Consider the following 24,247-nt stretch of genomic DNA (forward strand, 5'->3'; position numbering starts at 1 on the left):
GGTCGGCTCAACGAGCCGGCGCAGCCGCCGGAGCCGCCTGGCTCCACAGCGCGCCGACCGAGTCGTACAGGTCGTGTTCGGGCGTCCACCCCAGGACCGAGGCGGCCCGGCCGACGTCGGCGCGCATCCAGCCCACGTCGGCGGAGCGGGGGGACGGCGCATGGTCCTCCCGGACGCGGACCGGCCGGCCGGCCGCCGAGACCAGCAGGTGGACGGCGTCGCGCACCGGCACCGCCCGGCCGCTCGCCACGTTGAGGACACGGGCTCGCGGCGCCGTGACGGTCACCGCCCGCCCGACCGCGGCGGCCACGTCCCGCACGTCCACGAAGTCCCGGTACGCGTCCAGCGGGCCGGTGCGCAGGTCCTCGCCGGGCGCGAGGCGCGACAGCAGCGCCGCCACCCGGCCGAGCAGCGTCGTGCGGGGCATGCCGGGACCGACGGGGTTGAACACCCGGAGCACTACCGCGTCCACCCGGCCGGCTGCGGCCGACAGCTCCGTGAGGCGGGTCGCCGCGGCCTGACTCACGCCGTAGGCACTGACCGGCGCCGCTGGCAGGTCCTCGGCGGCCGCGGCGCCGAACGGAACGGGACCGTACTCGGCGGCGGAGCCGAGGCGGACCAGGCGGGCGCGGGGCGCGGCGACGGCGACGGCGTCGACCAGCTTGGCGGTCACCAGCGTGTTGGCCCGGACGAGGTCCTCGGCGGTGCCGCTCACCGCGCCGGCACAGTTGACCACCGCATCCGGCCGGACCGTGTCGAGCAGCGCACGCAGCGTCTCCGGCGCCGCGGTGACCAGGTCGCACTCGTCGCGCGACGGGCACGTGAGGTCCGCCGTGGCGGCCAGCTCCCGTCGTACGTGCGCGCCGATGAAGCCGGAGGCGCCGAAGAGGAGTACGCGCATCATGCCCCGGCCGGGGTGCCGGCGGGCAGGAGCAGGTCCCGGACCTCGGCGAAGCACCGGTTGGCCTCGTCGTAGTCCTCGGGGCGGCCGATGTCCAGCCAGTAGCCGTCGAACTCGTAGCCGGCCGGTGGTTCGCCCCGCCCCAGCAGGTCGAGCACCAGCTGGTCGAACCCGAACGGCTGCCCGACCGGGTAGCGGGCGATGGTGCTGCGGGAGAGTCCGTAGACGCCCATGCTCACCCGGTAGTGCAGGACCGGCTTCTCGGAGAAAGATGTGATCTTGTCGCCGGCCAGTTCAAGAACCCCGAAGTCGATCTTGACGGTACGCCGGTAGGTGGCCACCGTCAGCGGCGCGCCCGACCGCGCGTGGGTGGCCAGGAGGTCGGCGTAGTCGAGGTCGGTGAGCACGTCGCCGTTCATCACCAGGAAGTGCTCGGGCAGCCGGTGCCGGATGCCGAAGAGCGGGCCGATGGTCGACAGCGGCCGGTCCTCCTCGACGTAGTCGACGGCCAGGCCGAACCGGGAGCCGTCGCCGACGAAGGCCCGGATCAACGCGCCCAGGTGGTTGATCGCCAGGGTGACCTGGGTGAAGCCGCGAGCGGCGAGCTGCCGCAGGACGATCTCGAGGATCGCGTAGCTCTCGCCGATGGGCACGAGCGGCTTGGGCAGGGTGGAGGTGTAGGGACGCAGCCGTACTCCCGCGCCGCCCGCCATGATCACGACATGCATCGACTCTCCACTCGTTCCCCCGTCCTACCTCGCTTCCAACGAACCGGACCCACCCGGGGGTACGGAAATCACCTGTTCGGGGGCGTTTCCCCGGCTTCGCGCCCGCGGGTGGGCCCGCCGCCGCGCGCCGCTGTGATGAGCTGTACCGGTGGCGGGAGATGTGCTGGGGCTGGTGCTGCACCCCACCCGGGACGTCTCCGAGGTGGTGCGGATCATCGTGGACTGGGCGGCCCGGCACCGGATCACCCTCGCCGTACGCGCCGAGGACCGTACGCGCGTGCCGGCCGCGGTGGAGGCGGTCGCCGCGGACGAGCTGGCCGACCGCTGCGCCGCGCTGATCAGCATCGGCGGCGACGGCACCATGCTGGGCGCGCTGCGGATGGCCGTACGCGACCCGAAGCCGGTGCTCGGCGTCCACCTGGGCCGGGTCGGCTTCCTGGTCGAGGTGGAGCCGCCGGACCTGCCCCGGGCGCTGGAGCGGCTGGTGGAGCACGACTTCACCGTCGAGTCGCACGCCTGCCTGGCCTGCGACGTCTGCGGCGACGACGTGGTGGCGTTCAACGACATCGCCCTGGTCCGGCAGCCCGGCGCCGGGTTCGTCACGGCCACGCTGGCGGTGGACGGCCAGCGGTACGGCTACTACCGCTGCGACGCGCTGGTGGTGAGCACGCCGACCGGCTCGACCGCGTACAGCTACGCCGCCGGCGGCCCGTTGATCTCACCGGCCACGGAGGCGATGGTGGTGACGCCGTCCGCGCCGATGGCCGGGATCTCCCGCTCGGTGCTGCTCTCCGCGCACGAGACGGTGCACCTGGAGCTGCGCGCGGACTCGGCGCCGGTGGCGGTGGAGATGGACGGGCTGCTGATCCGGCAGGCGGCGACCGAGGGCTCGGTGCACATCCGGTACGTCAAGGACGCCGGCCGGGTGGTCCGCCTCGACCCGCGCCGCTACCAGGAGCGCAACCAGCTCAAGTTGAGCCTGCTGGACCTGCCGCTGCTGCCGGACCAGCTGCGCGAGCTGTTGCCGGACGGGTTGCGGGAGCAGCTCAACCGCCGGGAGCTGCCCCCGCCCCGGTGACCGTCAGGACGCCCCGAGCACCCCGTCGACGAGCGCCTTGGCCTCCTCCTGGATCCGGGCCAGGTGCTCCGGGCCCTGGAACGACTCGGCGTAGATCTTGTAGACGTCCTCGGTGCCGGACGGGCGGGCGGCGAACCAGCCCGACTCGGTGGTCACCTTGAGGCCGCCGATCGCGGCACCGTTGCCGGGCGCGGTGGTGAGGATCGCGGTGATCGGCTCACCGGCCAGTTCGGTCGCGGTGACCTGCTCCGGCGACAGCTTCGCCAGGACCGCCTTCTCCTCGCGCCCGGCCGGGGCGTCGATGCGGGCGTACGCGGGCGCGCCGAAGCGGTCGGCCAGCTCGGCCCAGTGCTCGCTGGGCGTACGCCCGGTGGTGGCGATGATCTCGGCGGCGAGCAGGCAGAGCAGGATGCCGTCCTTGTCGGTGGTCCAGGTGCCGCCGTCGCGGCGCAGGAACGACGCGCCGGCGCTCTCCTCGCCGCCGAAGCCGACGGCGCCGTCGAGCAGGCCGGGCACGAACCACTTGAACCCGACCGGGACCTCCAGCAGCGGGCGGCCGAGGTCGGCCGCGACCCGGTCGATCATCGAGGAGGAGACGAGCGTCTTGCCCACCGCCGCGGCCGGGCCCCACTGCTCCCGGGTACGGAACAGGTGGCCGATCGCGACGGCCAGGTAGTGGTTGGGGTTCATCAGGCCGCCGTCGGGCGTGACGATGCCGTGCCGGTCGGCGTCGGCGTCGTTGCCGGTGGAGACCGCGTAGTCGTCCCGGGCGGCGATCAGCGAGGCCATCGCGTTCGGCGACGAGCAGTCCATCCGGATCTTGCCGTCGCCGTCGAGCGTCATGAACCGCCACGTCGGGTCCACCAGCGGGTTGATCACCGTCAAGTCGAGGCGGTGCCGGTCGGCGATCTCCCCCCAGTACGCCACGCTCGCCCCGCCCATCGGGTCCGCGCCGATACGCACCCCGGCGTCGCGGATCGCGTCGATGTCCAGCGCGGCGGGCAGGTCGTCGACGTACCGGGCGAGGAAGTCGTACCCCCCGGTGGTGTCGGCGGCGCGCGCCCGCGCGTACGGGATGCGTCTCACCTCCTTGAGCCCGGCGGCGAGGATCGCGTTCGCGCGGTCCTGGATCCACTTCGTGGCGTCGGTGTCGGCGGGCCCGCCGTGCGTGGGGTTGTACTTGAACCCGCCGTCGGACGGCGGGTTGTGCGACGGGGTGATCACGATGCCGTCGGCGAGGCCGCTGGTGCGGCCCCGGTTGTGGGTGAGGATGGCGTGCGAGACGGCGGGCGTCGGGGTGTAGCCGTCACGGCTGTCGCGCAGCACGGTGACGCCGTTGGCGGCGAGCACCTCCAGCGCGTCGGCCTCGGCCGGCGCGGACAGCGCGTGGGTGTCCCGGCCGAGGAACAGCGGCCCGTCGAGGCCCTGCTCGCGCCGGTAGTCGCAGAGCGCCTGGGTGACGGCGAGGATGTGGTCGGAGTTGAACGCGTGGCGCAGGCTGGACCCGCGGTGCCCGGAGGTGCCGAAGGAGACCTGCTGCGCCGGGTCGTCCGGGTCCGGGTGCTCGGCGTAGTAGGCGGTGACCAGCCGGGGCACGTCGACCAGATCGTCGGGCTGCGCGGGCTGGCCGGCACGGGGGTGGGCCACTGCGGGATCCTCCTCGGGTTGCGGTGGTGCTGCTCAGGGCTCGACGCGCTGGCCCTTGCCGATCACGACGATGCCGTTGTCGGACACGGTGTAGCGCTGGCGGTCCTTCTCCAGGTCGACGCCGATCTCGGCGCCCTCCGGGACGTGGACGTTCTTGTCCAGGATCGCGCGCCGGACGACCGCGTGGCGGCCGATCTGGACACCCTCCATCAGCACGGCGCCGTCGACGTGCGCCCACGAGTGGACCTTCACCTTCGGCGACACGATCGAGTTCTCCACCAGCGAGCCGGAGATCACCGAGCCGGGCGACACCATCGAGCTGACCGCGCGGCCGACCCGCTCGCCCCAGGCGTGCACGAACTTGGCCGGCGGGTACGGCGGCTGCTCGGTGTAGATCGGCCACTCGAAGTTGTAGAGGTTGAACACCGGGTGCACGTTGATCAGATCCATGTGCGCGTCGTAGAACGAGTCGAGCGTCCCCACGTCCCGCCAGTAGCCGCGGTCGCGGTCGGTGCTGCCCGGCACCTCGTTGTCCTTGAAGTCGTAGACGTTCGCCTCGCCGCGCTCGACCAGCATCGGGATGATGCTGCCGCCCATGTCGTGCTTGCTGGTCTTGTCCGCCGCGTCGCGCTCGACCGCCTCGCACAGCGCCTTCGTGGTGAACACGTAGTTGCCCATCGAGGCGTAGATCTGGTCCGGCGCGTCGGGCAGCCCCACCGCGTCGGTGGGCTTCTCCCGGAACGCGCGGATGCGCTTGCCGTCCTCGCCGACCTCGATCACGCCGAACTGGTCGGCCATCGACAGCGGCTGCCGGATGCCGGCGACCGTCACCCCGGCGCCGGAGGCGATGTGGTCGTCGACCATCTGCCGGGGGTCCATCCGGTAGATGTGGTCGGCGCCGAAGACGATCACGTAGTCGGGCTGCTCGTCGTTGATCAGGTTGAAGCTCTGGTAGATCGCGTCGGCCGAGCCGGCGAACCACCACGGGCCGCGGCGCTGCTGCGCCGGCACCGGCGTGACGTAGTTGCCGAGCAGCGTCGACATCCGCCAGGTCTTGGTGATGTGCCGGTCCAGCGAGTGCGACTTGTACTGGGTCAGCACGACGATCTTGAGGAAGCCGGCGTTCGCCAGGTTGGACAGGACGAAGTCGACCATGCGGTACATCCCGCCGAAGGGGACGGCGGGCTTCGCCCGGTCGGTCGTCAGGGGCATCAGGCGCTTGCCCTCCCCGCCGGCCAGGACGATCGCGAGCACCTTGGCAGCCATGCTCAGACGCTAACGACCCGGAACCGACTTCACCACTCGGACGCCCACACTTGCGCACCGCGTGCGACACGCCGCTCTGCACTAGGGTGCGGGCATGGCACCGATGCGCGTCGACCTGCTCACCCGCGAGTACCCGCCGGAGGTGTACGGCGGCGCCGGCGTGCACGTGGAATACCTCGCCCGCGAGCTGCGCCGGCTCGCCGACGTGCGGGTGCACTGCTTCGGCGCGCCGCGCGACGAGCCCGGCGTCACCGCGTACGCCGAGCCGGCCGCGTTGGCCGGCGCGAACGCCGCGCTGCGGGTCATGGGCGTCGACCTGGAGATGGCCGCCGGCACGGCCGGCACCGACGTGGTGCACAGCCACACCTGGTACGCGAACCTGGCCGGGCACACCGCGAAGCTGCTGCACGGGGTGCCGCACGTGGTCACCGCGCACAGTCTGGAGCCGCTGCGCCCGTGGAAGGCCGAGCAGCTCGGCGGCGGGTACGCGCTCTCCTCCTGGTGCGAGCGGACCGCGTTCGAGGCCGCCGACGCGATCATCGCGGTGAGCGCGGGGATGCGCCGCGACGTGCTCACCGCGTACCCGGCGGTTAACCCGGACCGGGTCCGCGTGGTCTACAACGGCATCGACACCGCGCAGTACGCCCCGGACCGGAACACCGACGTGCTCGACCGGCTCGGCATCGACCCGTCCCGGCCCAGCGTGGTCTACGTCGGGCGGATCACCAAGCAGAAGGGCCTGCCGTACCTGCTGCGCGCCGCCCGCGAGCTGCCCGCCGACGTCCAGCTGGTGCTGCTGGCCGGCGCACCTGACACGCCGGAGATCGGCGCGGAGGTCGAGGAGCTGGCCGCCGAGCTGCGCGCGAAGCGGTCGGGGGTCGTCTGGGTGGCGGCGATGCTGCCCAAGCACGAGGTGATCCAGGTGCTCACGCACGCCACGATCTTCGTCTGCCCGTCCGTGTACGAGCCGATGGGCATCGTCAACCTGGAGGCGATGGCCTGCGAGACGGCGGTGGTGGCGACCGCCACGGGCGGCATCCCGGAGGTGGTGGCAGACGGCGAGACCGGGCTGCTGGTGCCGATCGAGCAGGCCGGTGACGGCTCCGGCACGCCGCTGGACCCGGAGCGTTTCGTGGCCGACCTGGCCGCGCGCATGAACGAGCTGCTGGCCGACCCGGAGCGGATCGCCGCGTTCGGGGCGGCGGGGCGGCGGCGGGCCGTGGAGCACTTCTCCTGGGACGCGATCGCCCGCCAGACGCTCGAGGTCTACCGCTCGGTGGGCGGGTAAGGAAGGGCCCCTTCTTAACGCCTCCGGTAGAGGAAGGGCCCCTTCTCAACAGCCCGCCCCTCGCGGTCGGCGGCGGATACAGTCCCCGGATGCCGGATGCGATCTTCGCCCATCCTCGGCTCGCGCCGGTCTACGACGCGTTCGACGGCGACCGGGACGACCTGGACGCGTACCTCGCGATCGCCGACGAGCTGGACGCGCGCGTGGTGCTCGACCTCGGCTGCGGCACCGGGAACCTGGTCCTGCTGCTCGCCCGGCACGGCCGTACCGTCGTGGGGGTCGACCCGGCCAGGGCGTCCCTCGCCGTCGCCCGGTCGAAGGACCGCGAAGGCCGCGTGCGCTGGGTGCACGGCGACGCCACGACGCTGCCACCGCTGCGCGCCGACCTGGCCGTGATGACCGGCAACGTGGCGCAGGTGTTCTGCGCCGACGACGACTGGGCGCGCACCCTGCGGGGCGTCCACGCGGCGCTGCGGCCCGGCGGGCATCTCGTGTTCGAGACGCGGCGTCCCGAGCGCCGCGCGTGGGAGGAGTGGGCGGCGGACACCGCGCCGGTGACCCGGGACGTGCCGGGCGTCGGGCCGGTGGAACGACGTCTCGAGGTCACCGCTGTGGACCTGCCGTTCGTGTCCTTCCGGTTTACGTACCGGTTCCCGGCCGACGGCGCCGTCGTCACGTCGGACTCGACGCTGCGGTTCCGCGACCGGGACGAGGTCGAGGCGAGCCTGGCGGCCGCCGGCTACCGGGTGCTCGACGTGCGGGACGCGCCCGACCGCGCCGGCCGGGAGTTCGTCTTCGTCGCCCAGCGGTCGACCTGAACGTCGCCGTCGGCGGGCCAGAGCGCCCGCAGCCCGCCGACCCTGTGCCCGAGGCGCGGAAAGAGGCCGTTCGTGGCACGGGGCCGGGCCGCCGGAAGTCCGCCACCCGTTCGGTGGAACGCCATGGGTGCCTCAGCGCCCTTTTGACACCCATAGCGTTCCACTCACCGCAGCCCACGCTCGTTCGGTGGAACGGCACGGGTGCCTCACCGGCACGAACTCGACGCCCTCGTGAGCGGGTTGAGGGCTCAGGTGAAGTCGCCGAGCGCGAGAGGATCTCGCGCAGTAGGTTGAGCGGGTGACTGGACGGTTCCCGATCGAAGACGTCTCCCCCGTCGTCTCCTGCGGTCGCTACCCGGCCAAGGCGGTGGTCGGCGAGGTCGTGCCGGTGTCGGCGCGGGCCTACCGCGAGGGCCACGACGCGCTCGGGTGCAACGTGGTCTGGCTCGGCCCGGACGGCGCGGCCCGCCCGTTCACCCGGATGCGCCCGGGCGAACCCGGCCAGGACCGCTGGCACGCCACCATCCGCCCGGACGCGGTGGGCCTGTGGCGCTTCGCCGTGGAGGCGTTCCAGGATCCGTACTTAACCTGGCAGAACGCGGTCACCAAGAAGCTCGCCGCCGGCCAGGGCCCGGCCGAGCTGGCGAACGACCTGGCCGAGGGCGTACGGGTGCTGACCGCCGCGCTGGAGCTGGTGCCGAAGGCCGACCGGGATCGCGTACGCGAAGCCGCGCGGGCCCTGGCCGACGACGAGCGGGACCTGCCGCGGCGGGTGAGCGCGGCGCTGGACCTGGCCGACCTGCTCTGGGAGCACCCGGTCCGTGAGCTGGTCACCACCGGCGAGGAGCGCACGCTCTGGGTGGACCGGCCGCGGGCGCTCTTCTCCGCCTGGTACGAGTTCTTCCCCCGCTCCGAGGGCGCGGTCCCGGCCACCGTCGACGCGCCCGCCCGTTCCGGCACGTTCGCCACCGCCATGGAGCGGCTGCCGGGTGTCGCGGCGATGGGTTTCGACGTGCTCTACCTGCCGCCGATCCACCCGATCGGCCGGGTCAACCGCAAGGGCCGCAACAACGCGCTCACCGCCGGGCCGGACGACGTGGGCTCGCCGTGGGCCATCGGCGCGGCCGAGGGCGGCCACGACGCCATCCACCCCGACCTGGGTACGCCTGAAGACTTCCGCGACTTCGTCGCTGCCGCCGCCGAGCAGGGTCTCGAGGTGGCGATGGACCTGGCGTTGCAGTGCGCGCCGGACCACCCGTGGGTCACCGAGCACCCGGAGTGGTTCACCACCCGCGCCGACGGCAGCATCGCGTACGCGGAGAACCCGCCGAAGAAGTACCAGGACATCTATCCGCTGAACTTCGACAACGACCCCGAGGGCATCCGGGCCGAGGTGCTGCGGGTGGTGCTGCACTGGGTCGGCGAGGGCATCCGGATCTTCCGGGTGGACAACCCGCACACCAAGCCGTTCGACTTCTGGCACTGGCTGATCGCCGAGGTCAAGAAGGTCGACCCGGACGTGCTGTTCCTGGCCGAGGCGTTCACCCGGCCGGCGATCATGCACGGGCTCGGCAAGATCGGTTTCACCCAGTCGTACACCTATTTCACCTGGCGCACGACGGCGGCCGAGATGCGGGAGTACTGCGAGGAGCTGGTCGCCTCGGTCGACTGGATGCGGCCGAACTTCTGGCCGAACACGCCGGACATCCTGCACTCGTCGTTGCAGCACGGCGGCCCGCCGATGTTCAAGATCCGGGCGGTGCTGGCCGCGCTGCTCTCCCCCTCGTGGGGCATGTACGCCGGGTTCGAGCTGTTCGAGCATGTGGCCCGTCCGGGCGCCGAGGAGTACCTGGACAACGAGAAGTACGAGCTGCGGCCCCGGGACTGGGACGCCGCGCTGGCGCAGGGCCGGTCGCTGGCGCCGTTCATCACCACGCTGAACCGGGTACGCCGGGACAACCCCGCCCTGCACCAGCTGCGCAACCTGCGGTTCCACGACATCGACAACCCGGCGCTGCTGTGCTGGTCGAAGCACGACCTCCAGACCGGCAACACGGTGATCGTGGTCTGCTCGTTCGACTCCCGCGAGGTGCAGTGGGGCAACACCACGCTCGACATGCCGGCGCTCGGGCTGGACTGGCACGAGCGGTTCACCGTGCGCGACGAGCTGACCGGCGCCGAGTACGACTGGGGGCAGCGCAACGCGGTACGCCTCGACCCGTACCTGCAACCGGCGCACGTGCTCACCGTGCGCCGCCCGGCCGCACCGGCCCCCGCCGAACCGGAGCAGCCGGCCGCACCAGACCTGACAGTCGAAGACGTACCCGCCGACCTCTCCGGCGGCACCGCCCCGACCGCACCGGCCGACAAGGACGACGCCCGATGGACCAGCTGATCACCGGCGAGGTACACGACCCGCACGCCGTGCTCGGCGCGCACCCGGCCGGCGGGAGCACCACGATCCGGACGCTGCGCCGGGGCGCCGGCGAGGTGACGCTGCTCGTCGCCGGCGAGGCGCACCCGATGAAGCGGGTGCACGACGCCGGTGTCTTCGAGGCGGTGCTCCCCGGCGAGGTGCTCGACTACCGGGTCGAGGTGGACGGCACGACGCACGACGACCCGTACCGTTATCCGCCCACGCTCGGCGACCTCGACCTGCACCTGATCGGCGAGGGCCGGCACGAGCGGCTCTGGGCGGCGCTCGGCGCCCGGGTCTTCGACGAGGGCGTCGCGTTCACCGTCTGGGCGCCGAACGCCCGCGCGGTGCGGCTGATCGGCGACGTGACCGGCTGGGCCCCGGACGACGGGTGGCCGATGCGCTCGCTCGGGTCCAGCGGCGTGTGGGAGATCTTCGTGCCCGGCCTGCCGGTGGGTAGCCGCTACAAGTACCGCATCCTCGGCGCCGACGGCAGGTGGCGGGACAAGGCCGACCCGATGGCCGCGCGCACCGAGGTGCCGCCGGCCACCGCGTCGGTGGTGCACGAGTCACGGTACGAGTGGGGCGACGCGGACTGGCTCGCGCGCCGGTCGCGGCAGGCGCCGCACCAGGAGCCGATGAGCGTGTACGAGGTGCACCTGGGCTCGTGGCGGCCCGGCCTCGGCTACCGGGAGCTGGCCGAGCAGCTCACCGCGTACGTGCTGGAGATGGGCTTCACCCACGTGGAGTTCCTGCCGGTGATGGAGCACCCGTTCGGCGGCTCGTGGGGTTACCAGGTCACCGGCTACTACGCGCCCACCGCCCGGTTCGGCGACCCGGACGACTTCCGGTATCTGGTGGACCGGCTGCACGCCGCCGGCATCGGCGTGCTCCTGGACTGGGTGCCGGCGCACTTCCCGAAGGACGAGTGGGCGCTCGCGCGTTTCGACGGCACCCCGCTGTACGAGCACCCCGACCCGCGTCGCGGCGAGCACCCCGACTGGGGCACGTACGTCTTCGACTTCGGCCGCAACGAGGTCCGCAACTTCCTGGTCGCCAACGCGCTGTACTGGCTCGACGAGTTCCACATCGACGGGCTGCGGGTGGACGCGGTGGCCTCGATGCTCTACCTGGACTACTCCCGCTCCGACGGGCAGTGGGCGCCGAACGTGCACGGCGGCCGGGAGAACCTGGAGGCGATCGCGTTCCTCCAGGAGGTCAACGCCACCGTCTACCGGCACCACCCGGGCGTGCTGATGATCGCCGAGGAGTCCACCGCCTGGCCCGGCGTCACGAAGCCCACCTCCGAGGGCGGGCTCGGTTTCGGGTTCAAGTGGAACATGGGCTGGATGCACGACACCCTGCTCTACACCTCGAAGGACCCGATCTACCGGCAGCACCACCACCATCAGCTCACGTTCTCGCTGGCGTACGCGTGGAGCGAGAACTACGTGCTGCCGATCAGCCACGACGAGGTGGTGCACGGCAAGGGCTCGCTCGCCGGCAAGATGCCCGGCGACACCTGGCAGCGGCTGGCCACCGTGCGGGCGCTGCTGGCGTACATGTGGGCGCATCCGGGCAAGCAGTTGCTCTTCATGGGCTGCGAGCTGGCCGACGACAGGGAGTGGAGCGAGGAACGCGGCCTCGACTGGTACCTCACCCACGACCCGGCCCGCGCCGGTGTGCAGCGGCTGGTCGCCGACCTGAACCGCGTCTACCGGGCCAGCCCGGCGCTCTGGGCGCAGGACACCGACCCGGCCGGCTTCCGCTGGATCGCCGGGGACGACGTGGCCAACAACGCGGTGTCGTTCATCCGGATCGCCCCGGACGGGCAGACGCTGGTGTGCGTGGCGAACTTCTCCGCGCTGCCGCTGGACGACTACCGGATCGGCCTGCCCGCGGCCGGTACGTGGGCCGAGGCGCTGAACACCGACGCGAACCACTACGGCGGATCCGGGGTGGGCAACCTGGGCGAGGTGCACGCGGAGAACATCCCCTGGCACGGCCTGCCCGCGTCGGCCTCCCTGCGTATCCCCCCGCTGGGCGTGCTCTGGCTCCTACCCGCAACTGCCTGAGTGCGAGTACCGCCAGAACAGCCACGGCGGCCGGCACTGAGACAGCGTCTTCGGTTGGGCGGGTTGGTTCAGCGCTCGTTCTGTTCCTGGAAGTCGATGATCGCTTCGCCGTTGTCTCGAGCCCAGTCGGTCAGAACCTTGATCGGCTCGACCAGGGTCTGCCCGAGTGGAGTGAGGCTGTACTCGACGCGTGGGGGTGCCTCGGCGTAGGCGTGGCGTTCGACCAGGCCGTATGCCTGCAGGCGGCGCAGGGTCTGGGTGAGGACCTTGTGGGAGATGCCGCCGATGAGTTGGGCCAGCTCGCCGGGGCGCCGGGGTTGCAGGCTGAGTGCGAACAGCACGATCACCGCCCACTTCTCGGTGATGATCTCGACGGCCAGGCGGGTGGGGCAATCGGCGAGGAAGACCGGGCCCGGGGTGTCGTGCACAAAGTCGAAAGGTACCAGCGGGTTCCTATCGGCTCCGTAGCGTCTTGCGGCGAAGCCCTTCAGGAACGCAAGGAGCCATTCATGCCACGAGTAGTCGTGTTCGACGAGACCGGCGGTCCGGACGTTCTGCGCGTCGTCGACGAGCCGGTCGTCGAGCCCGCGGCCGGCGAGGTACGCGTACGGATCGAGGCCTTCGCGGTCAACCCGCTCGATCAGATGGTCCGGGCCGGGCAGTCCCCGCGGCCCGTGCCGTTGCCGCACGCGCGGCTGGGCGTCGAGGGGACCGGTGTGATCGACGCGCTCGGGTCCGGGGTGACCGGGCTGGCCGTCGGCGACCCGGTCATCCTCGGTGCGATACCCGACTTCGAGACCAGGGGTGCGTACGCCGAGTACACAGTGCTGCCGGCCGACCCGGTCGTGCCACGGCCCGCCGGGCTGGAGCCCGTCGCTGCGGCGGCGCTCTGGGTGTCGTACTTCACCGCCTACGGCGCGCTGGTGGACAGAGCCGGGATGCGGCCCGGGGACCAGGTCCTGATCACCGCGGCGTCGGGCGGTGTCGGGCGGGCCGCGATCCAGATCGCCAACCAGATCGGCGCCGTGCCGATCGCGGTCACCCGGCAGAGCGCCAAAGTGGAGAGCCTGTTGGCTGCCGGAGCCGCCGCGGTGATCGCCACCGACCGGGAGGACATCGGGGAGGCCACCCGGCGGCACACCGGTGGGGTGGGCGCCGACATCATCCTGGACGCTGTCATGGGCCCGGGCCTGGCCGAGCTGTCGCTGGCTGCGAAGCTCGGCGGCACCCTGGCCACGGTGGGCTGGCTGGACCCGCGCCCGGCGTCGTTCCCGGCGAATCCGTCACTGACCATCTATCGCTACATGAGTTTTGCGGACATGGTCGACCCGGTGACTGCCCGGCGCGTCGCCGCGTTCCTGGCCGCTGGTGTCCGCACCGGCGTGCTGCAACCGATGGTGGACCGGGTGTTCACGTTGAACGACATCGTCGAGGCGCACCGGTACCTGGAGAAGGGAACGGCGACGGGCAAGATCGTGGTGACGCCGTGACAGTCGGCCGCCGATCATGAGGTTGACGGCAGTTGTTGATCTCTACAAGGCGGTCAACCTCATGATCGACGCGAAGAGGAGGGGCCGGCGGTCAGACCAGGTCGGCTTCTCGGAGGAGCTTCCAGAGGCCGGCGCCGTCGGGGGCGCTCAGCCACTTCTGGCCGACCGGGCCGGACGACGGCCGTCCGGCGGGGGCGGGCAGGCTGCCGGCCAGCACCGACTGGGTCGGCGACAGCTGCCGGATCGCCACCCCTGCTACGTGGTCCGGGTGCGCGGCGGCGAACTCCCGGTAGATCTCCGGGTCGTGCTGCCCGTCGTCGCCGATCAGCAGCCACCGCACCTCGGGGAACTCCCGGGACAGCCGGGCCAGCGTGGCCCGCTTGTGCTCCCGGCCGCTGCGGAACCACCGGTCGGCGGTCGGCCCCCAGTCGGTGAGCAGCAGCGGCCCGGCCGGGTAGAGGTGGCGGGACAGGAACCGGGTGAGCGTCGGCGCGACGTTCCAGGCGCCGGTGGACAGGTAGAAGACCGGCGCGCCCGGGTGGGCGGTGGCCAGCCGCTCGTACAGCACCGCCATGCCCGGCACCGCCGTGCGGGCGTGCTCGTCCAGCACGAACGTGTTCCACGCGGCCAGCAGCGGCCGGGGCAGCGCGGTCACCATGACGGTGTCGTCGATGTCGGAGAGGATGCCGAACCGGACGGCCGGGTCGAGCACGCGGACCAGCGCCTCCACCGGTTCGGCGTCGGCGACGCTGAGGCGTACGCAGCCCCAGCCGGGGGTGAAGTCGGCCTCGATCACGGTGTCGACGAACCCGCTGCGGTCGGCGGTCACCTCCTGGCGCACGCCGTCGGCCTCGATGGTCACCCGGATGTGCTTGGCGGGCAGCGTGGCGAAGCTGCGCCAGCCCCGCACCTTGTCCAGGCGGCCCCGCCGCCGGGTGTCCGGGCGGCCCAGCAGCACCCGGCAGAGCACCCGCGCCCAGCCCGGGGCGCCGTAGCCCGCGTACGCGATGATGTTGGGCTGCCACCCGGTGCGCCGCAACCGGCGCTCGACCAGGCCGTGCACGGCGTCCTCGAAGCGCGCGGCGCGGTGCAGTCGCGGTACGGCAAGCTGGTCCGGTGGTGTGGGTGGCACGCTGCAACACTGCCACACCCGGCCGGGCCCGGCCACGCGAGTGATCCACACCGATCGGCCCTCGGAGCCGCGTTCCGCCGTGACAGACTGCGGTCGGGGCGACGACGGGGGCGTTGGTCGTGTCGACGACGAAGCGGGACCGGGTGCGGCCGCGTCCGGACGCGCCGGCGCTGGTGGCGTTGCTGCTCGGTGTGGCCGGAGTCGGCTACCGCCTGGTGCTGACGCTGCTCACGGTGCCCGCGTCGAACAGCGACGAGGCCACGTTCGGGCTGGCCGCGCTGCACATCGCCGAGCGCGGTGAGCGGCCGGTCTTCCTCTACGGCCAGCGCTACATGGGCGTGCTGGAGTCCTACCTGGCCGCGCCGCTGGTCGGCTGGGCCGGGCCGAGCTGGCCGGTGCTGCGGCTGCCGCTGCTCGCGCTGTTCGCGGTGTTCCTGTGGCTGGCGTACCGGCTGACCCGCCGCCTGTTCTCCCCCTGGCTGGCGGTCGTCGTGGTGGGCCTGCTGGCGCTCGGCTCGGAGCGGGTGGTCCGCGACCAGCTCACAGTGGTCGGCGGCCGTCCCGAGGTGAAGCCGGCGGTGCTGGCGATGCTGCTGCTCGCGGTCGCGCTCGGCGAGGAGCGGGTCCGGCACCGCTGGCTGGCCACCGGCGCGTTCGGGCTGCTCGCCGGGCTGGCGCTCTGGTCGGACTGGCTGATCGCGCCGTACCTGCTGGTGGCGGGCGTGGTGCTGGTCCTGGCCATGCCCCGGGAGCTGATCGGCTGGCCGGGCGTGCTGCTGGTGGCGGGCTTCGCCGCCGGGATCGCGCCGATGGTGAAGGACAACATCGTCGCGCCGGCCGGACAGGACTCGCTGTCGGTGTTCCGGGAGATCAGCACCAAGGAGGGCGTCGCGCCGTCGCTCGCCGAACGGCTGCGCGGCGGACTGCTGGAGGGGGTGCCGCTGGCGTCGGGCATGTGCCCGATGGACGGCTGCGCGCGCTGGGCGCAGTGGTTCGGCGTGCTCTACCCGGTGCTGCTGGTGGCCGCCGCGGCGCTCGGGCTGGTCGCGTACCGCCGGGCCGCCGACCACGCCGCGCGGGTCCGGGCCGCGGCGATCCTCGCGCTGGTAGTGGGCGCGGCGTTGACCCTGCTGGCGTACGTGCGCAGCCCGCTCGCCGCGACCGACCCGCTGAGCAACTCCAGGTACCTGTCGGTGCTGCAGATCTCGCTGCCGGCCGTGCTGTGGCCGCTCTGGCTGGCCGCCGCGCACGCGCTGCGCAGAACCGCCGGTCCGGCCGCCCGGCTCGGCGGCGCCACGGCGGCCGTGGTGCTGGCCGGGCTGACCGCCGCGACGCTGGCCGGCACCGTGGCGTTCCTGGCCGGCGTGCCGGGCGTACGGGACGAGGAGCGCACGGCCCGCCGCCTGGCCGACACGGTGCGGGACGCCGGTCTGCACGAGGTGTACGGGGACTACTGGACCTGCAACCGGCTGATCTTCAACACCGGGGAGACGGTCGCGTGCGGTGTGCTCGACGGGGCGCTCACGCCGGGGCAGAACCGCTATCCGGCGTACTGGCAGCGGGTGGCGCGCGCGCAACGGCCCGGGTACGTGCTGGACGTCGGCTCCCCCGCCGAGCGCACACTGCGGCGGCTGCTGGGCGACCGCGCCGACGCGGCGGTGGTGGCCGAGGTGGGCGGCAGTCGCGTGTACCACCCCGACCGTGCCGTGCGGCCGTGGCGCTGAGCCCGGCCCGTACGCTGTGCCGGTGCTCATCCTGCTGCCCCCGTCGGAGGGGAAGGCCGAGGCCGGCACCGGCCGCCGGCTGGACCTGTCCCGGCTGTCCCTGACCGAGCTGAACCCGGCCCGGGAGGCGGTGCTGACCGCGCTCGTCGACCTGTGCGCCGGGCCGGACGAGGCGGCGGCCCTGGCCGCGCTGGGCCTCACCGAGGGGCAGCGCGGCGAGCTGCGCCGCAACGCCCGGCTGCGGGAGGCGGCGACCGCCCCGGCCGGGCGGCTCTACACCGGCGTGCTCTACGAGGCGCTGGGCCTGGACACGCTACCGCCCGACGCGCAGCGGGCGGCCCGCCGCCAGGTGCTGATCAGCTCCGGGCTGTGGGGCGCGGTACGCCTCGCCGACCGGATCCCGCCGTACCGCTGCCCGATCGGGGCGCGGCTGCCCGGGCTCGGGGCGCTGTCGGCGTACTGGCGTGGCGCGCTCGGGCCGGTGCTGGAGCCCGCCGCCGGACGCGGCCCGGTGCTGGACCTGCGCTCCGGCGCGTACGCGGCCACCTGGACGCCGCGCGGCGCGCTCGCCGAGCGGACGGTGACGGTGCGGGTGCTGCACGAGCGGACCGTGGACGGCACGCCGACCCGGTCGGTGGTGAGCCACTTCAACAAGGCGACGAAGGGCCGGCTGGTACGGGATCTGCTGCTCGCCGACGCCCGGCCGCGTACCGCCGACGCGCTGGTGGGGGCGCTGCGGGAGCTGAAGTACACGGTCGAGGAGGCGCCCCGGGCGGCCGGGCGGCCCCGGCAGGTCGACCTGGTGGTCACCGAACTCTGACCGGCGGGCTTCCCGCAAATTTTGCTCAAGGCTCGGCCGCATCGGTTCCCGACCCGGCCGTTGGCGGCAACGGTAGAGGTACCCCGACTCTGACCGAGGAGCTGCGCCGATGCTCGCCGAGCCCACCTCGCTGCTCGACCGCCCCCGCCCGTCCCCGCCGCTGGACTGGCTGACCCTGACCGACGCCTTCGAGATCGCCTGCATGGTGCGCTGCACGCCGCCGCCGGCCGCCGACGTACGCCGCCTGGACCCCGGACCGCACCGGGGCGGGATCGCCGAGTTCAACCGCGAGGACGCGGCACACCGGATGCGGCAGCTGCTGGGTCGACTCGACGTGCCGGTGCAGCACGAACTGACCACCGGTGGCCTGCGCCGCCGCTACGAGCTGCACCGGCTGGCGGTGCCGCCGCAGCACCGGGCGACGTACGCGAATCTGCTCACCACGGGCTGGCGGCAGGGCCGCCGGGAGCTGCTCGGCGGGCCGTTCCCGGGCGCCTCGGCGGCGCGGCGGCTCTGGCGGCCCCGGCTGGCGGCGGCGGCCTGGCGGGCGGCGCTGCTCGCCGGCGGCCGGCACGTACGCCGGCACTGCCTCGGCATCCGGCTGGCCGACCGTGACCTGGCCGCGGTGCTGGTCCGCAGCGCGGCGCTGCTGGAGGTGCCGGCGGCGTTGCGGCCGGGCGCGGGCTGCTTCCTGGTGATCGTGCCCAACGGAGAGCACCGGACCCGGATCACCGAGAGCGCGGAGCTGGCCGCCGCCGGCTGACCGGCCCGGCGGCGGGCTTGCGCGGCGGCGGGTGTACGGCGCAGAGTGCAGCCCGTGAGCCGACACTGGCCTGTGCGCGCCGCCGCCCCGCTCGTGCTGGTGCTGCTGCTCGTCTCCGGCCTGGCCGGATGCCGGGACGAGCCGGCCGAGCCGACCCGGATCCGCATCGCCACCGGCAGCCCGACCGCCGTCTACCACGCCTTCGGCCAGTCGCTCGCCGCCGTGCTCAACCGGGAGCTACCCGGGGTACGGGCCGAGGTGGTGGTCACCGCCGCCTCGGCGCAGAACGTCCGGCTGGTCGGGTCCGGCGCGGCGGAACTGGGCTTCACCCAGGCCGACGTGCTCCCGGCACGTGAACCCGAGCATCCGTCCGTGCTCGCCGTGGCCCGCGTCTACGACGACCTGCTGCACCTGGTCACCCGCGCCGGCGGCCCGATCCGCACGCTCGCCGACCTGCGCGGCCGGCGGGTCTCGGTGGGCGCCGACGGGTCCGGCACCGAGATCACCGCCACCCGCCTACTGGAGGTGGCCCAGCTCGACGGCGACCGGATCCGCCAGGAGCACCTCGGGCTGGACGACTCGATGACCGCGCTGCGGGAGGACCGGATCGACGCGTTCTTCTTCTCCGGCGGACTGCCCGTACGCGGCGTCGCCGACCTGGCCGAGCGGACCTCGCTGCGGATCGTGGACCTGGGCGAGTGGACCGAGGCGCTGCGCCGCGGGTACGGGCAGGTCTACGTGACCCGGGACATCCCCCGCTCCATGTACCAGGCGGAGCCGGTCAGCACGGTGGCGAACCCGAACTACCTGATCGTCCGCGCCGACCTGCCCGCCGCGCTGGTGCGCGACGTGACCCGGCTGCTGATGGAGCGCCGGGCGGAACTGGCCGCCGCGCACCCGGCGGCGGGCCGGATGAGCCAGCGGTCGGCGATCGTCACCACCCCGCTGCCGCTGCACCCGGGCGCGGCGCAGTGGTACCGCGCCGCGAAGCCCTGAGCTCGCGCGCGGTCAGCGGGTGGCCGGCTCGCCGTCGTGTCGCGGGCCCACTGGCTCGGCGGTCTCGGCCTCCCCGCCGGCCTCACCCGGATCGTCGGCGGGCGCCGGGAACCACAACTCGGCGACCAGGCCCCGGGGCTCGCCCCGGCGCATGGTGAGCCGGCCGTCCGAGGCGTCCACGAGCACCGCCGCGATGGTCAGCCCGAGGCCCGCGCCGTCCACGTTCTGCACGTCCGGCGCCCGCCAGAACCGTTCGGTGGCCTGGTCGAGCTGGCTGGCCGTCATGCCCGGGCCGGTGTCCCGGACGGTGAGCGTCGTACCGCCCTCGGCGGCGCGGACCGTCACCGTCACCTCTCCCCCGGCCCCGCTGAACTTCACCGCGTTGTCGATCAGGGCGTCCAGCGCCTGGTCGATGGCGGTGGGTACGGTGCGGGCGTACACCGGCTCGCCGTCCGCGTCCAGGCGCAGCGCGACGTCGCAGTGCCGGGCCAGCGGCAGCCAGGCGGACACCCGGGACGCGGCGGTGGCGGCGGCGTCCACGGTGACCCGCTGGTTCTCCTCCCGCTCGGCGCGGGCCAGGGTCAGCAGCGCGTCGAGCACGGTGGCCAGCCGGTCGGTCTCCTCCAGCGCCAGCCGGTGCTCGGCCCGCCCGTCCGCGTCGCTGAGGCTGGGACCCAGTTCCTCGACCCGCAGCCGCAGCGCGGTCAGCGGGTTGCGGAGCTGGTGGCTGGCGTGCGCGACGAAGGCGCGCTGCCGGTCCATCACGTCGGAGACCGCGTCGGCCATGTCGTTGAAGCTCGTCGCGAGCCGGCGCAGCTCGGGTGGGCCGAGCCGGGGGCGCACCCGCGCGGTCCGGCGGCCCTCGGCGATCTCGTGGGTCACCGCGTCCAGCTCGGTGACCGGGCGCAGCACCCAGCCGGCCAGCCCGAACGCGGTCGAGACGCAGGCCAGCACCGCGAGCAGGCCGATGCCGGCCAGCAGCAGCCACCACGCGCTGACGGTGCGGCGCACCCCGTCCGCCGGGCTGGTGGTCACCACCGCGCCGAGCACCTCGCCGCCGTCGTTGATCGGCACGGCCGTCACCACCGGCCCGCCGTCCCACGGCCAGACCGACTCGGGGCCGCTGAACTGCTGCCCGGACAGCGCGGTGTCGAGCGCCGCGCCGGTGCCCGCGCCCGGCTCCCAGGCCGACGAGGCGGCGACGGTACGGCGCTCCCGGTCCACCACCGCGGCACCGATGCCGTAGAGGGCGTCGTAGGCGGCCAGTTCCCCGTCGAGCGGACCGGGGCTGCCGCCGCGCAGCGCCGGGCCGGCGAGCGAGGCGAACCGGGTGGCGTCGGCGAGGCGGTCGGCGCGTACCCGGTCGGTCTCCCGGGAGGCCAGCGTGAACGCCAGCGGCGTCTCCAGGGCGATCAGGACGAGCACCATCAGCAGCAGGTAGCTGATCACCAGTCGGCGCCGCACGGGCCCCTCCTCACGCGCCGCGGAGCCGGTAACCGACCCCGCGCACGGTCTCCACCAGCGTCGCGTCGCCGAGCTTGCCGCGCAGCGACCCGACGTGCACCTCCACGGTGTGCCGGTCGGCCCAGGTGGTGCCCCACACGTCGAGCAGGATCCGCTCGCGCGGCACCGCCACCCCCGGCTGGCGGGCCAGCGAGAGCAGGATGTCGAACTCCTTGCGGGTGAGCGACACGTCCCGGCCGTCCACGCTCACCGTCCGGCCGCCGACGTCGATGCGCACCGGCCCGGCCTCGATGAGGTGACGCTCCGGGACGGTGTGCGCGGCGCGGCGCAGCACCGCCTCGATGCGCGCCTGCAACTCCACCATCGAGAACGGCTTGACCACGTAGTCGTCGGCGCCCAGCCGCAGGCCCAGCACCCGGTCGCGTTCCTCGCCACGGGCGGTCACCGCGATGATGCCGAGCTGGCTGCTGCGGCGGCGCAGCTCGCGGCACACCTCGGTGCCGTCGCCGTCGGGCAGCGTCAGGTCGAGCAGCACCAGGTCGCAGGGGGCGGCGGAGAGCGCCGCGGCGACTGTGGCGGCGTGTTCCACCTGGTAGCCGCGCCGGGTCAGCGCGGACGACAGCGCGGCGGCGACCCGACGGTCGTCCTCGACCAGGAGGATCCGCACCCGTTCCTCCCTCCGCTCGACGTGTGCCCTGCGAATGGTGGCAGACGCGCCGCCGGGACGCGAGGCCGCTCTAGGCTGCTGGCGTGATCTACAAGATTCTCTCCGACGACGAGTGGGCGCGGGCACGGGCGGACGGGCGGTTCGCCGGCACCGCGATGGACCGGCAGGACGGCTACGTCCACCTGTCCGCCGCCGACCAGGTGGTGGAGACGGCGCGGAGGTTCTTCGCCGGGGTCACCGGCCTGACCGTGCTCGCGGTGGACGAGTCCCGGCTCGGCGACGCGCTGCGCTGGGAGGCCTCCCGCGGCGGCGCGCTGTTCCCGCACCTGTACGCCGCGCTGCCGGTGGACGCTGTCGTCGCCGCGCATCCGCTGCCGGCCGACCGGCCCGCCGCCGACGCGGTGGCCGAACTGCTCGGGTGAGCGCTCGTTATGCTGCGTCGAGCCCGCCCGACGGCGCGACGCGCCCTGCCACGATGCGAGTTGAGATGACTGACAGCAACGACCGGTCCGCCTCCGTCTTCGTCCACCCGACGGCCGACGTGGAGGACGGCGCCAAGGTCGGCGACGGCACCAAGGTCTGGCACCTGGCGCACATCCGGTCGAGCGCGCAGGTCGGCGCCGGCTGCGTGATCGGCCGCAACGTCTACGTCGACGCGGGCGTCACGGTGGGCGACCTGGTGAAGATCCAGAACAACGTCTCGGTCTACCAGGGCGTGACCATTGAGGACGAGGTGTTCGTGGGTCCCTGCGCCGTGTTCACCAACGACTTCCGCCCGCGCGCCCAGAATCCGGACTGGACGATCACGCCGACGCTGATCCGGCGTGGCGCCTCGATCGGCGCGAACGCCACGCTCGTCTGCGGCATCGAGGTGGGCGAGTACGCGATGATCGCCGCCGGTTCGGTGGTGACCCGCGACGTCAAGCCGTACCAGCTGGTGGCCGGCAACCCGGCCCGGCCGAAGGGCTGGGTCGACGCCAAGGGCGAGGTCGTCTCCCGCGACGTCGACAACCCGCCGCACCAGGGCTGACCAGGCGACAGGGGGCGACGACCAGGCCGGTCGTCGCCCCCGTCACGGTTACGCCTCAGCCGCAGAGCCGGCCGATCTCGTCCCGGAAGCGGTCCATCGGGTTCGACCCGGCCGGGCCGAGCAGGTACTCCTTCAGCTCCCGTCGCGCCCCGGTCATCGGGTCGTCGCCGGACCGCGTCACGTCGAGGATCTTCGCCAGCTCGCCGCAGTCCGCCGAGAGCAGGTACGCCGCGCGCGCGGTCGGGAACTGCCGGCGGAACTCGTCCTCGGACAGACCGGCCGGGTTCGCCACCACGTACGGCCGCTCGCTCTGCACGAAGTCGGAGACCACGCTGGACACGTCGCTGACCAGCAGGTCGGTGACGTTGAAGCAGTCGAACAGCCCCGGCGTGCGGCCGGTGACCACCAGGTGCGCGGTCCCGTCCAGCGAGGACGGATCGGTGTCGCCGCCGGCCGCCTTGATCCGGCCCACGATGCGCTCGTGTACGGCCCGCGCCTTCGCCGACCGGCTGCCGGTCAGCGGGTGCGGCTTGTAGATGACCCGCACGTCACCGGCGGCGAGCAGCCCGGAGACGATCCGCTCCCCCATCAGCACCAGCGAGGTGTGGTACGGGTCGTCGTCGAGCCAGCCCTCCCAGGTGGGCGCGTAGAGCACGGTGAAGCGGTGGTCGGCGGCGCCGGAGCCGAACGTGTGCACCCCGGCGAGCTGCGGCCGGCCGACCTCCACGATGTCGCGGTCCAGCACGCCGACGTCGGCGCGCGCGTACCGCTCCCGCCCGGCCGGCCCGGCCACCCAGACCTCGTCGTACACCTTGCTGTACGGATTCACGCTCGCCTGCTTGTCGCTGTCGCCGTGGCCGACGAAGACGTGCTTGACGCCCGGTTCCCGCAGCAGGTGGATGTTGGCGCCGACGTTCGCGGCGTACAGCGCCACGCGCAGCGAGCTGAGGTCGAGGTTCATGAAGTCGACGCCGGCCGGCACGCAGATGACCGGCAGCCGGGTGTCGGCGAGCTGCTCGAACGCGTCAGCGGCGCGCAGCAGAACCACCGCGCGGCGGCCGGTCGCCTCCACCGGGGCGAGCCACATGTTGGCCTGGTAGACGTCCTTGGCCGGGCCGGCGAAGTAGAGCGCGACCTCGGGCCGTTCCCGGGCCATCCAGTCGTGCACGGCGGGCAGCACGCCCGGCTGGCTGCCCCGGCCGCGCAGCGCGGTCAGCGCCAGCACCGCGGCGGTGACCAGGCCGGCGGCGAGCGTCACCAGGCCGGTGACCACCACCGGGGCGACCTGGTCGCGCGCGGCGGCCACCACCGCCGCCGGCACCAGAAGCACGTTGAGCAGCGGCATGTTCAGCCCGGCCAGCCACCGCGCCCAGGCCGGCGGCACCGGGACGCGCCGCAGCGCGCCGAGGTCGATGTTGCGGGTGTACGCCGGGGGGTCGACCCGCCCGTCGATCACCTTCGTCACCGCGTTCGTGGCTACCGCAACGGTCCAGAGCGCGGCGGGCAGCAGCAGCACCGCGATCGTGCCGGCCACGCCGGGGCGGGCCGAGACGACCACCAGCAGGACCACCGACAGGTCCCGCACCAGCCGCCGGAAGGTCTCGCCGAGCCCGGCCTTGTCGAGCAGTTCGGCGGTCGGAGTGTGCCGCCCGGCCAGGGCCAGTTCACCGGCGAAGGCGACCACGGCGGCCACCGCGAACGGCACCACCAGGCCGAGTACTCCGGAGAGGACCATGACCGCGTAGCCGAGGAGCGTCGCGCCCACCGCGGCGAGACCCTGCTGGCTGCGAATTCTGCTCAACAACGACACGCTCCCTGTCTGCCCCGACGTCGGCCAGGTTCGATTCGGACCGCTGCGACCCTAAACGGGTCACATGACACAAGTATTGCCGGGGTGTCCGGCAGGTGAACGGCGGACGCCGATCGGCTGGTGGCGACACGCGA

General features: G+C 73.3%; 21 protein-coding genes. 12 read left to right on the forward strand and 9 right to left on the reverse strand.

Translation table 11 applies throughout. The features are described 5' to 3' along the window. Nucleotides 1-7: 7 nt before the first annotated feature. Nucleotides 8-904, reverse strand: a complete 897-nt coding sequence (locus KBX43_RS20030) for an NAD(P)-dependent oxidoreductase (protein ID WP_166456397.1) — start codon at nt 902-904, stop codon at nt 8-10. Continuing rightward, on the reverse strand, nt 901-1,629 hold the full coding sequence (locus KBX43_RS20035; protein WP_210886493.1) for a sugar phosphate nucleotidyltransferase: 729 nt from the start codon (nt 1,627-1,629) through the stop codon (nt 901-903). The genes KBX43_RS20030 and KBX43_RS20035 overlap by 4 nt, the downstream gene beginning before the upstream one ends. A 148-nt stretch (nt 1,630-1,777) precedes the next feature. Between KBX43_RS20035 and KBX43_RS20040 the strand changes: the two genes are divergently transcribed. Continuing rightward, a complete protein-coding gene (locus KBX43_RS20040) occupies nt 1,778-2,707 on the forward strand; it encodes an NAD(+)/NADH kinase (RefSeq protein WP_043325094.1) in 930 nt (309 codons plus the stop codon). Nucleotides 2,708-2,710: 3 nt separating this feature from the next. Here KBX43_RS20040 and pgm read toward each other — a convergent pair whose 3' ends face one another. Then, complete coding sequence (gene pgm / locus KBX43_RS20045; RefSeq protein WP_069089946.1) at nt 2,711-4,354, reverse strand: phosphoglucomutase (alpha-D-glucose-1,6-bisphosphate-dependent); 1,644 nt, start codon at nt 4,352-4,354, stop codon at nt 2,711-2,713. A 33-nt stretch (nt 4,355-4,387) separates the two neighbouring features. Next, nucleotides 4,388-5,620, reverse strand: a complete 1,233-nt coding sequence (gene glgC / locus KBX43_RS20050) for a glucose-1-phosphate adenylyltransferase (RefSeq protein ID WP_043325096.1) — start codon at nt 5,618-5,620, stop codon at nt 4,388-4,390. A 94-nt stretch (nt 5,621-5,714) separates the two neighbouring features. Here glgC and glgA point away from each other — a divergent pair, with 94 nt between their 5' ends. The 4 genes from glgA to glgB all read left to right on the forward strand — a co-directional run bounded on the left by glgA (nt 5,715) and on the right by glgB (nt 12,217). Then, entirely contained in the window at nt 5,715-6,908 is a 1,194-nt protein-coding gene (gene glgA / locus KBX43_RS20055; RefSeq protein WP_043325097.1) for a glycogen synthase, read from the forward strand. 89 nt (nt 6,909-6,997) lie between these two features. Then, nucleotides 6,998-7,726, forward strand: coding sequence for a class I SAM-dependent methyltransferase (locus tag KBX43_RS20060; RefSeq protein ID WP_064447488.1), 729 nt, complete (start codon nt 6,998-7,000; stop codon nt 7,724-7,726). Between the two features lie 298 nt (nt 7,727-8,024). Beyond that, nucleotides 8,025-10,121: an alpha-1,4-glucan--maltose-1-phosphate maltosyltransferase gene (locus KBX43_RS20065; RefSeq protein ID WP_210886495.1), complete on the forward strand. Its 2,097-nt coding sequence runs from the start codon at nt 8,025-8,027 to the stop codon at nt 10,119-10,121. Continuing rightward, nucleotides 10,109-12,217, forward strand: a complete 2,109-nt coding sequence (gene glgB, locus KBX43_RS20070) for a 1,4-alpha-glucan branching protein GlgB (protein WP_210886497.1) — start codon at nt 10,109-10,111, stop codon at nt 12,215-12,217. The genes KBX43_RS20065 and glgB overlap by 13 nt, the downstream gene beginning before the upstream one ends. A gap of 68 nt (nt 12,218-12,285) precedes the next feature. Here the strand turns inward: glgB and KBX43_RS20075 are convergent, their stop codons facing one another. Then, nucleotides 12,286-12,645 carry a helix-turn-helix domain-containing protein gene (locus KBX43_RS20075; RefSeq protein ID WP_069089950.1) on the reverse strand — a complete coding sequence of 120 codons (360 nt, stop codon included), beginning with the start codon at nt 12,643-12,645 and terminating at the stop codon, nt 12,286-12,288. 81 nt (nt 12,646-12,726) lie between these two features. On the opposite strand from KBX43_RS20075, the gene KBX43_RS20080 reads away from it, so the two are divergent. Then, on the forward strand, nt 12,727-13,707 hold the full coding sequence (locus KBX43_RS20080) for a zinc-dependent alcohol dehydrogenase family protein (RefSeq protein WP_247677557.1): 981 nt from the start codon (nt 12,727-12,729) through the stop codon (nt 13,705-13,707). A 91-nt stretch (nt 13,708-13,798) separates the two neighbouring features. On the opposite strand, the gene KBX43_RS20085 is transcribed toward KBX43_RS20080, so the two are convergent. Further along, the gene (locus KBX43_RS20085; RefSeq protein ID WP_043330371.1) at nt 13,799-14,839 is read right to left on the reverse strand and encodes an App1 family protein; all 1,041 of its coding nucleotides are present in this window, start codon (nt 14,837-14,839) and stop codon (nt 13,799-13,801) included. A gap of 119 nt (nt 14,840-14,958) precedes the next feature. Between KBX43_RS20085 and KBX43_RS20090 the strand changes: the two genes are divergently transcribed. From KBX43_RS20090 to KBX43_RS20105, 4 genes are all read left to right on the forward strand, one after another. After that, entirely contained in the window at nt 14,959-16,563 is a 1,605-nt protein-coding gene (locus KBX43_RS20090) for a hypothetical protein (protein WP_210886505.1), read from the forward strand. Between the two features lie 16 nt (nt 16,564-16,579). Beyond that, the gene (yaaA, locus tag KBX43_RS20095; RefSeq protein WP_082931064.1) at nt 16,580-17,383 is read left to right on the forward strand and encodes a peroxide stress protein YaaA; all 804 of its coding nucleotides are present in this window, start codon (nt 16,580-16,582) and stop codon (nt 17,381-17,383) included. 109 nt (nt 17,384-17,492) lie between these two features. Continuing rightward, a complete protein-coding gene (locus KBX43_RS20100) occupies nt 17,493-18,146 on the forward strand; it encodes a hypothetical protein (RefSeq protein ID WP_210886507.1) in 654 nt (217 codons plus the stop codon). A 54-nt stretch (nt 18,147-18,200) separates the two neighbouring features. Beyond that, entirely contained in the window at nt 18,201-19,142 is a 942-nt protein-coding gene (locus KBX43_RS20105; RefSeq protein ID WP_083297126.1) for a TAXI family TRAP transporter solute-binding subunit, read from the forward strand. 12 nt (nt 19,143-19,154) lie between these two features. Here KBX43_RS20105 and KBX43_RS20110 read toward each other — a convergent pair whose 3' ends face one another. Both KBX43_RS20110 and KBX43_RS20115 read right to left on the reverse strand, forming a co-directional pair. Next, nucleotides 19,155-20,606 carry a HAMP domain-containing sensor histidine kinase gene (locus KBX43_RS20110; RefSeq protein WP_064447481.1) on the reverse strand — a complete coding sequence of 484 codons (1,452 nt, stop codon included), beginning with the start codon at nt 20,604-20,606 and terminating at the stop codon, nt 19,155-19,157. A gap of 10 nt (nt 20,607-20,616) precedes the next feature. Next, nucleotides 20,617-21,273 (reverse strand): response regulator transcription factor, encoded by a 657-nt coding sequence (locus tag KBX43_RS20115; protein ID WP_043325105.1) that lies wholly within the window; start codon nt 21,271-21,273, stop codon nt 20,617-20,619. A gap of 83 nt (nt 21,274-21,356) precedes the next feature. On the opposite strand from KBX43_RS20115, the gene KBX43_RS20120 reads away from it, so the two are divergent. Together KBX43_RS20120 and KBX43_RS20125 are read left to right on the forward strand one after the other, a co-directional pair. After that, on the forward strand, nt 21,357-21,695 hold the full coding sequence (locus tag KBX43_RS20120) for a DUF952 domain-containing protein (RefSeq protein WP_043325106.1): 339 nt from the start codon (nt 21,357-21,359) through the stop codon (nt 21,693-21,695). Nucleotides 21,696-21,760: 65 nt separating this feature from the next. Continuing rightward, nucleotides 21,761-22,303: an acyltransferase gene (locus tag KBX43_RS20125; RefSeq protein WP_030499741.1), complete on the forward strand. Its 543-nt coding sequence runs from the start codon at nt 21,761-21,763 to the stop codon at nt 22,301-22,303. 55 nt (nt 22,304-22,358) lie between these two features. Here KBX43_RS20125 and KBX43_RS20130 read toward each other — a convergent pair whose 3' ends face one another. After that, the gene (locus tag KBX43_RS20130) at nt 22,359-24,107 is read right to left on the reverse strand and encodes a CDP-glycerol glycerophosphotransferase family protein (protein WP_104113631.1); all 1,749 of its coding nucleotides are present in this window, start codon (nt 24,105-24,107) and stop codon (nt 22,359-22,361) included. Nucleotides 24,108-24,247: the final 140 nt, after the last annotated feature.

Source organism: Micromonospora sp. C41 (assembly GCF_018070485.1).
GTDB classification, from domain to species: domain Bacteria; phylum Actinomycetota; class Actinomycetes; order Mycobacteriales; family Micromonosporaceae; genus Micromonospora; species Micromonospora chalcea.

Coding starts and splice junctions, on each gene's coding strand:
- KBX43_RS20030 (WP_166456397.1), bottom strand. CDS start 904: ATGATGCGCGTACTCCTCTTCGGCGCCTCCGGCTTCATCGGCGCGCAC.
- KBX43_RS20035 (WP_210886493.1), bottom strand. CDS start 1,629: ATGCATGTCGTGATCATGGCGGGCGGCGCGGGAGTACGGCTGCGTCCC.
- glgC (WP_043325096.1), bottom strand. CDS start 5,620: ATGGCTGCCAAGGTGCTCGCGATCGTCCTGGCCGGCGGGGAGGGCAAG.
- glgA (WP_043325097.1), top strand. CDS start 5,715: ATGGCACCGATGCGCGTCGACCTGCTCACCCGCGAGTACCCGCCGGAG.
- KBX43_RS20060 (WP_064447488.1), top strand. CDS start 6,998: ATGCCGGATGCGATCTTCGCCCATCCTCGGCTCGCGCCGGTCTACGAC.
- glgB (WP_210886497.1), top strand. CDS start 10,109: ATGGACCAGCTGATCACCGGCGAGGTACACGACCCGCACGCCGTGCTC.
- KBX43_RS20080 (WP_247677557.1), top strand. CDS start 12,727: ATGCCACGAGTAGTCGTGTTCGACGAGACCGGCGGTCCGGACGTTCTG.
- KBX43_RS20100 (WP_210886507.1), top strand. CDS start 17,493: ATGCTCGCCGAGCCCACCTCGCTGCTCGACCGCCCCCGCCCGTCCCCG.
- KBX43_RS20125 (WP_030499741.1), top strand. CDS start 21,761: ATGACTGACAGCAACGACCGGTCCGCCTCCGTCTTCGTCCACCCGACG.